Raw genomic sequence first — 12,931 nt, 5'->3', positions numbered from 1 at the left:
AAGCATGGCCCTGGCCTGGCAAAGCCCGGTTTACGTGGAGCGGAAAAAGCTTCTGGAACGACTACCTGAAGAACCGGGCTTCGCCATCCACCTCGAGGCCCCCGCGGGCTTCGGGAAAAGCGTCCTAGCAGGTCAGCTTTCCGCCCGACTAGGCCTTCGCACCCTTTGGGTCAGCGCCCTCCTGGGAGAACCCAGGGCCCTCTTGACCAAGGCTTTGGGCCTACCCCAGGAGGTGCCCTGGGGGGCTGTGGTGGAGGCCCTTCAAGCTGAACCCACCCTGGTCATCCTGGAGGACCTTACGGGAACGGAGGACCTCTCCCCCCTCCTCCGCACCCTGCCCTGCCTCCTGGTGCTGGCCAGCCGCAATCCCCTCCCCTATCCTGAGCTCCCCAAGCTCCTCTCCGAGGGAAGGCTCGTGCACCTGAGAGCAGCGGACCTGGCCTTCACCCTGGAAGAGGCCAGGCTTCTCTTCGCCGGCAAGGAGGGCCACGGGGAGGCCCTGCTTCTCCTGGTGGAGAGGTGCCTGGCCCGGGGGCAGAAGGCCCGGGCGCGGAGGCTTTTAGAGGGCTACCGGACCCGCCTCCACAAGGACCTGGGGGAGGGGCCCTCCCCCCGGGTGGAGACCCTCCTCAAAGCCCTCCAGGGCTAGCCCCAAGAAGCCACCCTTCCCCCTCCACCCAGACCCCTTCCCCCGGCTCCAAGAGGACGGTGGCTGGGGGTTGAAGGCGAACCCTCTCCACCAGGGCCTCTCCCTGCAGGAGGGTGAGGAGCAGGGGGGCCTGGGGCTTCAGGTAAAGCCCCCCCCGCAAGGGATAGCGGCAAAGGCGGAAATGGGGCGTCCGGAGGAGGCGCTCTCCTCCCTCCACCGGCTCGGGCTGGGCTGGGAGCAATGGGGTGGGCTCCAGGAGGGCCACCTCCAGGGCCTTCTCCAGGTGGAGCTCCCGGGGGCGGCCGTAGTCGTAGAGGCGGTAGGTGAGGTCCGAGGGGGTCTGCACCTCGTAGACCCGCGTCCCCGGGCCCAGGGCGTGCACCACCCCCGCAGGCAGGTAGACCAGCTGGCCGGGGACCACCCGCACCCGATGCAAGACCTCCTCCAGGGCGCCCGCCTCCGCCCGGCGCCGCACCTCCTCCGGGGACACGGGGCGGGCGAAGCCGTAGACGATCTCCCCCGGGGTGAGCACGTACCAGGCCTCGTACTTTCCGGGCTTTCCCTCCACCTCCCAGGCGTAGGCGTGGGGGGGGTGGACCTGCACGGAAAGCCAGTCTGCGGGGTCCAGGAGCTTCACCAGGAGGGGCTCCTCCGCGAGCCAAACCTCCCCCACCCCAGGGCCGAAGCCCAGGGCGCTTCCCCCCCAGACCCTTGGTACCGGCTTGGGTTCCAGGCGCCGCACGGGGGTTAGCATAAGGGGTATGCGCGACCTGGACCGCGAGGAAACCTACCTGGCCGACCGCCGGGGCCTGGCCCTGGAGCTGAGGGACCTGGTGGGCTCGGGGCCGGTGCCCAAGGAGGCCTACCCCAGCCCCCACGCCGCCATAGGCTACGGGGAGGGCTGGTTCGCCGCGGCGCTTTCCGGCCTCCCCGACTGGACGGAGGAGGGCAGCCTCTTCGTCCTGGAAGGGGGGTACGACCTGGGAGAGGGGGCCGCCCTGGCCCTCCTGGCGGAGGGAGGACGGGCACGGGTGGTGCGCCTGGGCTTCCGGGAAGGGGCGGAGGTCTACCTCCCCCCCAGCCCCCTGAACCCCTACCGCTACCTGCGCTTCCTCCTCCTGGCCACCGGGCGGGAGGGGGCCCTGAAGGAGGTGGACGAGGCCCTCCTTAGAGAAAGGCGCCGCCTGGGGCCGGAGGTACCCCTGGAACAAAACCCGGCCAAGTTCCTGGCCTACACCCTCCTGGAAAGGCTTCCCCTCCTCTACGCCCCCTTCTTCCGCCCCCTGGAGGGGGCGGCGCAGAGCCTCCTCGCCCGCATCGGCAAAAGCCTCTCCCTCACCCCGCCCCACAGCGCCCTGGAGTTCTTCCTCACGGGGATGGAAGCCCGCCACGAGCAGGGGGACCCCCTGGCCGCCGTCCTCCTGGGGGAAGGGGAAGCGGTGAGGCTCGCCAAGGAGATCCTGGAAACCCGGGTGGACGCGGTGGCCGAGGTACCCCCCCAGGGGGAAAGCCGCCTGGCCCAGGCGGTGGCCCTCTGGTACCGCCTGGCCTGGACCGCCTACTACCTGGCCCTCCTCTACGGGGTGGACCCCTCCGACCCCGAGGTGCTGGAGCGCCTCCGGGAGGCCACCTAACCGCCCCGTTGTGGCGCAAGCCACAACGGGGCCCCCAAAAGGCCATGGTTGCCCCGCCTTTTCTCCTTGCGGTGAGGCGCGCTGGCCCCTAGTGAGGTAAGGCCCGGTGGAGATCCCCCCCTTTCCCAAGCCGGAAAGCCTCGAGGCAGCCTTCGCCCTGCAAAAGGCCCTGGCCCAGCGGGTGGTCCTAGCGGGGAGCCTGGAGGGGGTGCGGCGCATCGCCGCCCTGGACGCCTCCCACAAGCGGGGGAAGCCCCTGGTGGCCGTGGCGGTGCTCTACCACCTGGAAAGGGGCCCCCTTTCCGTGGGCCTCGGGGTGGTGCCGGAGGCGGCGCTCTTTCCCTACATCCCGGGCCTCCTCTCCTTCCGCGAGGCCCCCGCCTACCTGGAGGCTCTGCGCGCCCTCCCCGAGGCTCCCGAGGCCCTCCTGGTGGACGGACAGGGGATCGCTCACCCCCGGGGCCTGGGGATCGCGGGCCACCTGGGGGTGCACCTGGACCTGCCGAGCCTGGGGGTGGCCAAGAGCCTCCTCTACGGCCGCCCGGAGGCACCCCTGCCCCAGGAGGCGGGGAGCGCGGTAAGGCTCCTCTCTCCCGATGGCCGCCCCCTCGGCTACGCCTACCGGAGCCGCGCCGGGGTCAAGCCCCTTTACGTCTCCCCCGGGCACCGGGTGGGGGTGGAGGAGGCCCTGGCCTTCGCGAGGGCCCTGCCCACCCGCTTCCGCCTCCCCGAGCCCCTGCGCCTGGCCCATCTGGAGGCGGGCAAAGCCCTTAGAGCCTTAGACTGAGCCCCGTGGAAGCCCACCAGCCCAACCCCGTCTACCGGGCCGCTTGGTACCTGGCCCGATTTCTCTTGCACCTTCTCTTCGGCTACCGGGCAGAAGGCGTGGAAAACGTGCCCCGGGAGGGCCCCATCATCCTGGCCAGCAACCACCTTTCCATCCTGGACCCCATCGCCATCGGGGCGGGGGTACGGCGGCCCGTGAGCTTCCTGGCCCGGGCTGACGTCTTCCGCTTGCCCCTCCTCTCCTGGCTCCTGCCCCGGCTCTACGCCATCCCCGTGGAGCGGGGGCAGAGCGACCTCTCCGCCATCAAAAGCGCCATCCGTGCCCTGGAAAAGGGGATGGCCTTCGGCATCTTCCCCGAGGGGACGAGGAGCCGCACCGGCAAGCTAGGGCCCTTCAAGACCGGGATGGCGGCCATCGCCCTGCGCACGGGAAGCCCCGTGGTGCCCGTGGCCATCGTGGGTGCGGACCAAACCTGGCCCGTGGGGCGAAAGCTCTTCCGCCTGCGCCGACCCATAAGGGTCATCTACGGCAAGCCCATCCCCGTTCCAAGAGCTGCCAAGATCTCCCACCAGGAGCTTGAAGCCTTGACGCAGGAGATAGAAGCCAAGATACGGGAACTTCTCCCTCCCCAATACCGCCAGAGCTGATACTTTAGCTATCATACATTGCTACATATATGTATAGAAAAGGGTCTGGGTATTGCGCACCAAAATTCGGTCATGATATAGTCCCTACGGAAGGGAAAAGAGGAAGGAGGTGAAGAATGGCAGCAAGGAAAACGGTAACCAAGGCAGACCTGGTGGATCAGGTGGCGGCGGCTACCGGCCTCAAGAAGAAGGACGTGAAGGCAGCGGTGGATGCCTTCCTCTCCAAGGTGGAGGGGGCGCTGGCCGGGGGCAACAAGGTGCAGCTCACCGGCTTCGGCACCTTCGAGGTGCGCAAGCGCAAGGCCCGCACCGGGGTGAAGCCCGGCACCAAGGAGAGGATCAAGATTCCCGCTACCCAGTATCCGGCCTTCAAGCCCGGCAAGGCCCTCAAGGAGCAGGTTAAGAAGTAGGCTCTGCTGACCCCTTCCCCCGGGGGGCCTAAGCCCCCCGGGCCCTACTCTCCGGCGCCGAAGCGCCCGGGCGCGGAGGTGGTCCCGCCACGACGGGGCACTTAGGCCCCGCCCAGGGCGCCTCCCGGCTTAACCTTGGGCACCACCCGGGGGGCCTCTTTTTCCTCCCGCTCCTCGGGCTTGGCCGGCTCCGGGGGCAGGCCCTCCACCACCCGCTGGAACTCTTCTGCGGTGAGGGTTTCCACCTCCAGGAGGGTTTCCGCCACCCGTTCCAAGACCTCCCGCCTCTCCTGAAGCAGGGTCTTGACCCTTCCGTACTGTTCCTCGATGAGGCAGCGCACCGCCTCGTCGATGCGCTTGGCGGTGGCCTCGGAGTACTGGCGCACGTCGTAGCCCCCCAGGTAGGTGTCCTCCCGCAGGGCGTAGGCCACAGGGCCGAACTCGGGGTGCATGCCCCACTCGGTGATCATCCGCCGGGCCAGCTCCGTGGCCTGGCGGAAGTCGTTCTCCGCCCCCGTGGTCACGTCCTCGAAGACCAGCTCCTCCGCCGCCCGCCCGGCCAGGGCCACGGCGATCTGGTCCAGGAGGCGCTTTCTAGACCAGTGGAGCATGTCCTCCCGCCGGGGCATCATGAAGCCCAGGGCCCGCCCCCGGGGGACGATGGTCACCTTGTGCACCCCCTCCACATGCTCCAGGTAGTGGGCGGCCAGGGCGTGTCCCGCCTCGTGGTAGGCGGTGATCCGGCGGTCGCGGGAGGTGAGGACCAGGCTCTTCTTGGCCGGACCCATCATCACCCGGTCGGCCGCCTCCTCCAGGTCCTTCATGGTGATCTTCTTCCGGCCCTCCCGGGCGGCGAGGAGGGCCGCCTCGTTCAGGAGGTTCTCCAGGTCCGCCCCCACGAAACCCGGGGTGCGCTTGGCCAGGAGGGCCAGGTCCACGTCCTCGGCCAGGGGCTTACCCCGGGCGTGGATCCTGAGGATCTGCTCCCGGCCCTTCACGTCGGGGGCGTCGATGGCCACCTGGCGGTCGAAGCGCCCCGGGCGCAGGAGGGCCGGGTCCAGGACGTCGGGACGGTTGGTGGCGGCCATGACGATGACCGTGGAGTCCTTCTCGAAGCCGTCCATCTCCACCAGGAGCTGGTTCAGGGTCTGTTCCCTCTCGTCGTTGCCGCCCCCCACGCCCCCGCCCCGGCGGCGGCCCACGGCGTCGATCTCATCGATGAAGACGATGCAGGGGGCATGGCGCTTGGCGGTCTCGAAGAGGTCCCGCACCCGGGCCGCCCCCACCCCCACGAACATCTCCACGAAGTCGGAACCGCTTGCGGTGATGAAGGGCACCCGGGCCTCCCCGGCCACCGCCCGGGCGATGTGGGTCTTGCCCACCCCCGGGGGGCCCACCAGCAGAACCCCCTTGGGGATCCGGGCCCCCATCTCGTGGAAGCGGGCGGGGTTCTTGAGGAACTCCACGATCTCCCTGAGCTCCTCCTTGGCCTCCTCGGCCCCGGCCACGTCCTTGAAGGTGACCTTGGGGGCCTCGGTGAGCACCTTGGCCCGGCTCTTGGTGAAGCTGAAGGCCCCGTCCGAGGGCCCGGCCCGCCCAGCCCGGGAAAAGTAGAAGAGGGCGCCCACCAGAAGCCCCACCAGGAGCAAGGGCCAGAGGAAGCCCAAGGGGTTGGGGTTAGCAGGAGGCTCCACCCGCACGCTCACCCCCCGCTTGGTCCAGGACTCCAGGGTCTCGTTGTCCGGGGGGCTGGCGGCAAAAGTGGTGAAGGTGGAGCCGTCGGTGAGGGTGCCCTGGATGCGGGTATCCCCGGCGCGGACCACCACTTCCTTTACCCGGCCCGCCTGCAGGTCCTCGAGAAAGGTGGTGTAGTTCACGGCCCCGCCGGAGCCGCCCGGGGTGCCGGCAAGGCTGAAGGCCCAGACCAGGAGGAACACCGCCAGGACCAACACCAAGAGATGGGGGAGCCGGGACATCTCTTCCTTAGGGTACACGCTCGGCCCAGGCCACGGGTAGCCCGGGCCACTATGATACAGGCATGCTCAAGTCTCTTGACTAAGAGATATCGGGCAGCTTATGCTTGGGGCGAGAGGTGAGGCTATGGCCAAGGCAGTGGGCATTGACCTGGGCACCACCAACAGCGTGATCGCCATTCTGGAGGGCGGCAAGCCGGTGGTGCTGGAAAACGCCGAAGGGGAGAGGGTCACGCCCAGCGTGGTAGCCTTCCGGGACGGGGAAACCCTGGTGGGGCGCATGGCCAAGCGCCAGGCGGTCCTGAACCCTGAGGGCACCCTCTTCGAGATCAAGCGCTTCATCGGCCGCCGCTTCGAAGAGGTGCGGGAGGAGGCCAAGCGGGTGCCCTACAAGGTGGTCCCGGGCCCCGACGGGGGCGTGCGGGTGGAGGTGAAGGGCAAGCTCTACACCCCCGAGGAGATCAGCGCCATGGTCCTCCGCAAGCTGGTGGAGGACGCCTCCAAGAAGCTCGGGGAACGGATCACCAAGGCGGTGATCACCGTGCCCGCCTACTTCAACAACGCCCAGCGGGAGGCCACGGCCAACGCGGGCAGGATCGCCGGGCTGGAGGTCCTGCGCATCATCAACGAGCCCACGGCGGCCGCCCTGGCCTACGGCCTGGACAAGAAGGGGAACGAGACCGTCCTGGTCTTCGACCTGGGGGGCGGCACCTTCGACGTGACGGTGCTGGAGATCGGGGAAGGGGTCTTCGAGGTGAAGGCCACCTCCGGGGACACCCACCTGGGCGGCAGCGACATGGACCACGCCATCGTGAACTGGCTGGCCGAGGAGTTCCGCCGGGAGTACGGGGTGGACCTCAAGGCGGACCGCCAGGCCCTCCAGCGCCTCATCGAGGCGGCGGAGAAGGCCAAGATCGAGCTCTCCAGCACCTTCGAGACCACCATCAGCCTCCCCTTCATCGCCCTGGACCCGGCCAGCAAGACGCCCCTCCACCTGGAGAAGAAGCTCACACGGGCCAGGTTCGAGGAGCTCATCGAGCCTCTCCTGAGGCGCCTCCGCGCCCCCGTGGAACAGGCCCTGAAGGACGCAGGGCTTTCCCCGGGCCAGATCGACGAGGTCATCCTGGTGGGCGGGGCCACCCGGGTGCCCGCGGTGGAGCGGATGGTGCGGGAGCTTCTGGGCAAGGAGCCCAACCGCTCCGTGAACCCCGACGAGGTGGTGGCCATGGGAGCCGCCATCCAGGCGGGGGTGCTGGTGGGCGAGGTGCGGGACGTGGTCCTCCTGGACGTCACCCCCCTCTCCCTGGGGGTGGAGACCAAGGGCGGGGTGATGACCGTCCTCATCCCCCGGAACACCACCATCCCCACCCGCAAGTGCGAGGTCTTCACCACCGCCGAGCACAACCAGACCGCGGTGGAGGTCCACGTCCTGCAAGGGGAGCGCCCCATGGCCCAGGACAACAAGAGCCTGGGCCGCTTCCGCCTCGAGGGCATCCCCCCCATGCCCGCTGGAGTCCCCCAGATTGAGGTCTGCTTCGACATCGACGCCAACGGCATCCTCCACGTGACCGCAAAGGAGAAGTCCACGGGCAAGGCGGCCTCCATCACCATCCAGAACACCACCACCCTCTCCGAAGAAGAGATCCAGCGCATCATCGCCGAGGCCCAGCGCCACGCGGAGGAGGACCGCCGCCGCAAGGAGCACGCGGAGCTCAGGAACACCCTGGACTCCGCCCGGGTGCAGGCGGAAAGGGTGCTCCAGGAGAAGCAGGGTAGCCCCGAGGCCCGCTCCCGCCTGGAGACGGCCATCGCCAAGGCCAAGGAGCTGGTGGAGAAGGACGCCCCCGACCCCGAGCTGAAGGCGGCTACCCAGGAGCTTTTGCAGGCGGTGGAGGCCTACGAAAAGAGCGTGGGCGCCCCTGGGGGCCAGCGCCCCGACGACGTGATCGACGCCGACTACAAGCCCGCCGAATGAGGCCCCCTTAGGCCCTGCCCTCTGGGGCAGGGCCCCTTACGCCCCAGGAGGGAGCATGGACAAGGAGCAGGAGCGCCTGCTGAGCGAAGCCACCCCCAGGGCAGAGGAAGGGGGGGAGAACCTTCCGCCGGCCCAGGAGGCTTCCGTGGGGCCGCTGGAGGACCCCATGGCGGAGCGCCTCAAGGCCTTGGAGGGAGAGCTCGCCCTCCTCAAGGACCGCTACCTGCGGCTCCTCGCGGACTTCGACAACTACCGCAAGCGCATGGAGGAGGAGCTCAGGGCCCGGGAGCGGGAGGGGGTCCTGAAAGCCCTAAGGGCCCTCCTTCCCGTCCTGGACGACCTGGACCGGGCCCTGGAGTTCGCAGGCACCAACCCCGAGGGCATCCTCCAAGGGGTGAAGGCGGTGCGGGAGGGCTTCTTCCGCATCCTAGCAGGGCTTGGCATCGAGGAGGTGCCCGGGGAAGGGGAGGCCTTTGACCCCCGCTACCACGAGGCCATCGGCCTCCTCCCCGGCGAGCCCGGCAAGGTGGCCCGGGTCTTCCAGCGGGGCTTCCGCCTGGGGGAGGCCTTGGTGCGCCCGGCCCGGGTGGCGGTGGGTGAGGAGAAAAGCCCTGAGGAAGAGGGCGTGGAGTAGGCCATGAAGGACTACTACGCCATCCTAGGGGTACCGAGAAACGCCACGCAGGAGGAGATCAAGCGGGCCTACAAGCGCCTGGCACGCCAGTACCACCCCGACGTCAACAAAAGCCCTGAGGCGGAGGAGCGGTTCAAGGAGATCAACGAGGCCTACGCCGTCCTCTCCGACCCGGAAAAGCGCAAGGTCTACGACACCTACGGCACCGCCACCCCACCCCCGCCCCCACCCCCCGGGGGGTACGACTTCTCGGGGTTTGACGTAGAGGACTTCTCCGACTTCTTCCAGGAGCTCTTCGGCGGGGGCCTCTTTGGGGGCATGGGGCGGAGGAGGCCAAGGAAAGGCCGCGATCTCCGGGCCGAGCTGGCCCTGACCCTGGAGGAGGCCTTCTGGGGCGGGGAAAAGGTGCTGGAGGTGGGAGGAAGGCGCGTTTCCGTGAAGATCCCCCCCGGGGTCCAGGAGGGAAGTGTCCTGCGCCTTCCCGGCATGGGGGGCCCTGGGGAGCCGCCGGGGGACCTTCTCCTCACCGTGCGGCTTCTCCCTCACCCCGTTTTCCGCCTCGAGGGCCAGAACCTCTACGCCACCTTGGACGTGCCTGCACCCATCGCCGTGGTGGGGGGCAAGGTGCGGGCCCCCACCCTGGAGGGCCCGGTGGAGGTCACCATCCCCCCTAAGACCCAGGCGGGAAGGAAGCTTAGGCTCAAGGGCAAGGGCTTCCCCGGGCCCCATGGCCGGGGCGACCTCTACCTGGAGGTGCGCCTCGTCATCCCCGAGCATCTCTCCCCGGAGGAGGAAGCCCTTTGGCGGAAGCTAGCGGAGGTGCACCATGCTCGCGCGTAGCGAGTGGCTCTCCCTCGAGACCCTGGCGGCCTACGGCCTCTCCTTGGGCGCGGTGCGGGCCTACGTGGAGATCGGCTTTGTGGAGCCCTTGGAAGTGGGGGATGCTTGGTACTTCCGGGAAGAGGACCTTTTCCGCATGCTCAAGGCGGAGCGCATCCGCCGCGACCTGGGAGCCAACCTGGTGGGGGCAGCCTTGGTGGTGGAAATCCTGGAACGCCGCTAAAGCCCTGGCGTTTCTCCTCGAGGCGGTTCAGGAATCGGGACATCCCTCGCCCCCCTTTCCCCTATAATCAGGGCAGAACGCGCTGGCATCTCTCCGTTGGGCGAACCTCTCCGCAACACAGGGTGTTCCACTTTATGCTTATAGATTGCTTGACATTGGCTTTATCAAGTGATATGATCGAGCTAGTAGGAGGCAAAGGGGTATGAACCTGGAACGCTGGACGCAAGCCGCCCGCGAGACCCTGGCCCAGGCGCAGGTCCTGGCCCGGCAGATGCGGCACCAAGCCATCGACCTGCCCCACCTTTGGGCGGTGCTCCTGCGGGATCCCTCCGGCCTGGCCTGGAGGCTTTTGGAAAAAGCCGGGGTAGACCCCAAGGCCTTGAAAGAGAGCCAAGAGAAGGAGCTTGCCCGCCTGCCCCGGGTGGAGGGAGCGGAGGGCGGGCAGTACCTGACCCCCCGGCTCTCCGGGGTTTTTGGCCGGGCCGAGGCCCTCATGGAGGAGCTTAAGGACCGCTTCGTGGCCCTGGACACCCTGGTCCTGGCCTTGGCGGAGGCCACCCCCGGCCTCCCAGGGCTGGAAGCCTTGAAGAAGGCCCTGCAAGAACTCAGAGGAGGTAAGACCGTGCAGACGGAACACGCGGAAAGCACCTACAACGCCCTGGAGCAGTACGGCATCGACCTGACCCGGCTCGCCGCCGAGGGCAAGCTGGACCCGGTCATCGGCCGCGACGAGGAGATCAGGCGCACCATTCAGATCCTCCTCCGCCGCACCAAGAACAACCCCGTGCTCATCGGCGAGCCGGGGGTGGGCAAAACCGCCATCGTGGAGGGCCTGGCCCAGCGGATCGTGAAGGGGGATGTGCCGGAAGGCTTAAAGGGCAAGCGCCTCATCTCCTTGCAGATGGGCTCCCTCCTGGCCGGGGCCAAGTACCGGGGCGAGTTTGAGGAGCGCCTGAAGGCGGTGATCCAGGAGGTGGTGGGGAGCCAAGGGGAGATCATCCTCTTCATCGACGAGCTCCACACCGTGGTAGGGGCGGGCAAGGCCGAAGGCGCGGTGGATGCGGGCAACATGCTGAAGCCCGCCCTGGCCCGGGGGGAGCTGAGGCTCATCGGGGCCACCACCCTGGACGAGTACCGGGAGATCGAGAAGGACCCCGCCTTGGAAAGGCGCTTCCAGCCCGTCTACGTGGACGAGCCCAGCGTGGAGGAGACCATCTCCATCCTGCGGGGCATCAAGGAGAAGTACGAGGTGCACCACGGGGTGCGCATCTCCGACCCGGCCCTGGTGGCGGCGGCGGTCCTCTCCCACCGCTACATCACGGAAAGGCGCCTCCCCGACAAGGCCATCGACCTGGTGGACGAGGCGGCGGCCCGCCTGCGCATGGCCCTGGAAAGCGCCCCGGAGGCCATCGATACCCTGGAGCGCAAGAAGCTCCAGCTGGAGATTGAGCGTGAGGCCCTCAAGAAGGAGAAGGACCCCGACTCCCTGGAGCGCCTGAAGGCCATCGAAGGGGAGATCGCCACCCTCACCCAGGAGATCGAAAAGCTCAAAAGGGAGTGGGAGGCGGAACGGGAGGTCCTGAAGCGGCTCCGCGAGGCCCAGCACCGCCTGGACGAGGTAAGGCGGCAGATCGAGCTGGCCGAACGCCAGTACGACCTGAACCGGGCCGCCGAGCTCCGCTACGGGGAGCTTCCCCGCCTCGAGGCCGAGGTGGAGGCCCTCTCCGAAAGGCTCAGAAACGCCCGCTTCGTGCGCCTGGAGGTAACCGAGGAGGACATCGCCGAGATCGTCTCCCGCTGGACGGGGATCCCCGTCTCCAAGCTCCTGGAAGGGGAAAGGGAGAAGCTTTTGCGGCTTGAGGACGAGCTCCACCGGCGGGTGGTGGGGCAGGAGGAGGCCATCCGGGCCGTGGCCGACGCCATACGCCGGGCCCGGGCGGGCCTCAAGGACCCGAACCGCCCCATCGGGAGCTTCCTCTTCCTGGGCCCCACGGGGGTGGGCAAGACCGAGCTGGCCAAGACCCTGGCCGCCACCCTCTTCGACACCGAGGAGGCCATGGTGCGCATCGACATGACGGAGTACATGGAAAAGCACGCGGTAAGCCGCCTCATCGGGGCCCCGCCCGGCTACGTGGGCTACGAGGAGGGGGGGCAGCTCACCGAGGCGGTGCGGCGGCGGCCCTACACGGTCATCCTCTTCGACGAGATCGAGAAGGCCCACCCCGACGTCTTCAACCTCCTCCTGCAGATCCTGGACGACGGCCGCCTCACCGACTCCCACGGGCGCACCGTGGACTTCCGCAACACGGTGATCATCCTCACCTCCAACCTGGGAAGCCCCCTGATCCTCGAGGGCATCCAGAAGGGCTGGCCCTACGAGCGCATCCGGGAGGAGGTCTTCGCCGTGTTGCAACGGCACTTCCGCCCCGAGTTCCTGAACCGCCTGGACGAGACCGTGGTCTTCCGGCCGCTTACCAAGGAGCAGATCCGCCAGATCGTGGAGATCCAGCTCCAGGGCCTCCGGGCCCGCCTTGCGGAACGGCGCATCGCCCTGGAGCTCACCGAAGGGGCCAAGGACTTCCTGGCCGAAAGGGGCTTCGACCCGGTCTTCGGCGCCCGGCCCCTCAAGCGGGTGATCGGGCGGGAGCTGGAAACCCCCCTGGCCAAGAAGATCCTGGCCGGGGAGGTGCGGGAGGGGGACAAGGTGGTGGTGGAGGCTGGGCCTCTGGGCCTCACCTTCCGCACCCCTGAGCGGGTGGAAGCCTAGGGAGGCGACCCCATGGACGTGGTGGAGGTGCTCAAGAAGGCCTACCAGGACGAGCTTTTGGACGCCCTGCGGGCGGAAAGGGCGGCGGAGGGGGTGCCCTACCCCCACCTCAAGGCCCTCCTCCTGGAGGTGGCAAAGCGGGAGCGGGCCCACGCAGAAGCTCTGGCCGAGGCCCTCCGCCGCCTTGGGGCCCCCCTCCCTCCCACCCCCAGGGCGGAGGAGGCAGGCTGGGAAGCCCTGGTGCGCCTGCTGGCCGAGGAAGGGTTGGAGCGGGCCTACTACCTGGAGAGCACCTTCCCCGATCCGGAGCTGGAAGCCCTCTTCACCCGGTTGGGCCAGGAGGAGAGGCTCAACCAGGAGGCCCTCCGCCAGGTCCTGAAGCGCATCTAGGA

12 protein-coding genes and 1 pseudogene are annotated in these 12,931 nt (G+C 68.5%); 11 read left to right on the top strand and 2 right to left on the bottom strand.

The features are described 5' to 3' along the window. Positions 1 to 4 precede the first annotated feature (4 nt). A pseudogene (locus tag ETP66_RS07290) lies at positions 5 to 499 on the top strand (transcriptional regulator); the annotation flags it as partial. A gap of 130 nt (positions 500 to 629) precedes the next feature. On the opposite strand, the gene ETP66_RS07285 reads toward ETP66_RS07290, so the two are convergent. Beyond that, the gene (locus tag ETP66_RS07285) at positions 630 to 1,391 is read right to left on the bottom strand and encodes a class I mannose-6-phosphate isomerase (protein WP_130841980.1); all 762 of its coding nucleotides are present in this window, start codon (positions 1,389 to 1,391) and stop codon (positions 630 to 632) included. Positions 1,392 to 1,410: 19 nt separating this feature from the next. Between ETP66_RS07285 and ETP66_RS07280 the strand changes: the two genes are divergently transcribed. The 4 genes from ETP66_RS07280 (at position 1,411) to ETP66_RS07265 (ending at position 4,127) form a co-directional block, all read left to right on the top strand. Further along, a complete protein-coding gene (locus tag ETP66_RS07280) occupies positions 1,411 to 2,283 on the top strand; it encodes an SIS domain-containing protein (RefSeq protein WP_130841979.1) in 873 nt (290 codons plus the stop codon). A 106-nt stretch (positions 2,284 to 2,389) separates the two neighbouring features. Beyond that, positions 2,390 to 3,070: an endonuclease V gene (locus ETP66_RS07275; protein WP_130841978.1), complete on the top strand. Its 681-nt coding sequence runs from the start codon at positions 2,390 to 2,392 to the stop codon at positions 3,068 to 3,070. A 5-nt stretch (positions 3,071 to 3,075) separates the two neighbouring features. After that, positions 3,076 to 3,717 (top strand): lysophospholipid acyltransferase family protein, encoded by a 642-nt coding sequence (locus tag ETP66_RS07270; protein ID WP_130841977.1) that lies wholly within the window; start codon positions 3,076 to 3,078, stop codon positions 3,715 to 3,717. Positions 3,718 to 3,833: 116 nt separating this feature from the next. Next, positions 3,834 to 4,127 (top strand): HU family DNA-binding protein, encoded by a 294-nt coding sequence (locus ETP66_RS07265; protein ID WP_130841976.1) that lies wholly within the window; start codon positions 3,834 to 3,836, stop codon positions 4,125 to 4,127. A 101-nt stretch (positions 4,128 to 4,228) separates the two neighbouring features. On the opposite strand, the gene ftsH is transcribed toward ETP66_RS07265, so the two are convergent. Next, complete coding sequence (gene ftsH, locus ETP66_RS07260) at positions 4,229 to 6,103, bottom strand: ATP-dependent zinc metalloprotease FtsH (RefSeq protein WP_130841975.1); 1,875 nt, start codon at positions 6,101 to 6,103, stop codon at positions 4,229 to 4,231. A gap of 124 nt (positions 6,104 to 6,227) precedes the next feature. On the opposite strand from ftsH, the gene dnaK reads away from it, so the two are divergent. From dnaK to ETP66_RS07230, 6 genes are all read left to right on the top strand, one after another. After that, a complete protein-coding gene (gene dnaK / locus ETP66_RS07255) occupies positions 6,228 to 8,075 on the top strand; it encodes a molecular chaperone DnaK (RefSeq protein WP_130841974.1) in 1,848 nt (615 codons plus the stop codon). 166 nt (positions 8,076 to 8,241) lie between these two features. Then, positions 8,242 to 8,709 carry a nucleotide exchange factor GrpE gene (locus tag ETP66_RS07250; protein ID WP_430731880.1) on the top strand — a complete coding sequence of 156 codons (468 nt, stop codon included), beginning with the start codon at positions 8,242 to 8,244 and terminating at the stop codon, positions 8,707 to 8,709. 3 nt (positions 8,710 to 8,712) lie between these two features. After that, positions 8,713 to 9,549: a DnaJ C-terminal domain-containing protein gene (locus tag ETP66_RS07245; RefSeq protein WP_130841973.1), complete on the top strand. Its 837-nt coding sequence runs from the start codon at positions 8,713 to 8,715 to the stop codon at positions 9,547 to 9,549. Next, positions 9,536 to 9,772: a chaperone modulator CbpM gene (locus tag ETP66_RS07240; RefSeq protein ID WP_038045448.1), complete on the top strand. Its 237-nt coding sequence runs from the start codon at positions 9,536 to 9,538 to the stop codon at positions 9,770 to 9,772. Before ETP66_RS07245 ends, ETP66_RS07240 begins: the two co-directional genes overlap by 14 nt. Positions 9,773 to 9,974: 202 nt before the next feature. Continuing rightward, positions 9,975 to 12,539: an ATP-dependent chaperone ClpB gene (gene clpB / locus ETP66_RS07235; RefSeq protein WP_130841972.1), complete on the top strand. Its 2,565-nt coding sequence runs from the start codon at positions 9,975 to 9,977 to the stop codon at positions 12,537 to 12,539. Positions 12,540 to 12,551: 12 nt separating this feature from the next. Then, a complete protein-coding gene (locus ETP66_RS07230) occupies positions 12,552 to 12,929 on the top strand; it encodes a ferritin family protein (protein ID WP_130841971.1) in 378 nt (125 codons plus the stop codon). Positions 12,930 to 12,931: the final 2 nt, after the last annotated feature.

The organism is Thermus thermamylovorans, from assembly GCF_004307015.1.
Lineage (GTDB): Bacteria > Deinococcota > Deinococci > Deinococcales > Thermaceae > Thermus > Thermus thermamylovorans.
This window is presented reverse-complemented; position numbering and strand designations above follow the sequence as displayed.

What these genes read in the sequence shown, in the direction of transcription:
- ETP66_RS07280 (WP_130841979.1), top strand. Translation starts at nt 1,411, where the DNA reads ATGCGCGACCTGGACCGCGAGGAAACCTACCTGGCCGACCGCCGGGGC.
- ETP66_RS07265 (WP_130841976.1), top strand. Translation starts at nt 3,834, where the DNA reads ATGGCAGCAAGGAAAACGGTAACCAAGGCAGACCTGGTGGATCAGGTG.
- ftsH (WP_130841975.1), bottom strand. Translation starts at nt 6,103, where the DNA reads ATGTCCCGGCTCCCCCATCTCTTGGTGTTGGTCCTGGCGGTGTTCCTC.
- dnaK (WP_130841974.1), top strand. Translation starts at nt 6,228, where the DNA reads ATGGCCAAGGCAGTGGGCATTGACCTGGGCACCACCAACAGCGTGATC.
- ETP66_RS07250 (WP_430731880.1), top strand. Translation starts at nt 8,242, where the DNA reads ATGGCGGAGCGCCTCAAGGCCTTGGAGGGAGAGCTCGCCCTCCTCAAG.
- ETP66_RS07245 (WP_130841973.1), top strand. Translation starts at nt 8,713, where the DNA reads ATGAAGGACTACTACGCCATCCTAGGGGTACCGAGAAACGCCACGCAG.
- ETP66_RS07240 (WP_038045448.1), top strand. Translation starts at nt 9,536, where the DNA reads ATGCTCGCGCGTAGCGAGTGGCTCTCCCTCGAGACCCTGGCGGCCTAC.
- clpB (WP_130841972.1), top strand. Translation starts at nt 9,975, where the DNA reads ATGAACCTGGAACGCTGGACGCAAGCCGCCCGCGAGACCCTGGCCCAG.
- ETP66_RS07230 (WP_130841971.1), top strand. Translation starts at nt 12,552, where the DNA reads ATGGACGTGGTGGAGGTGCTCAAGAAGGCCTACCAGGACGAGCTTTTG.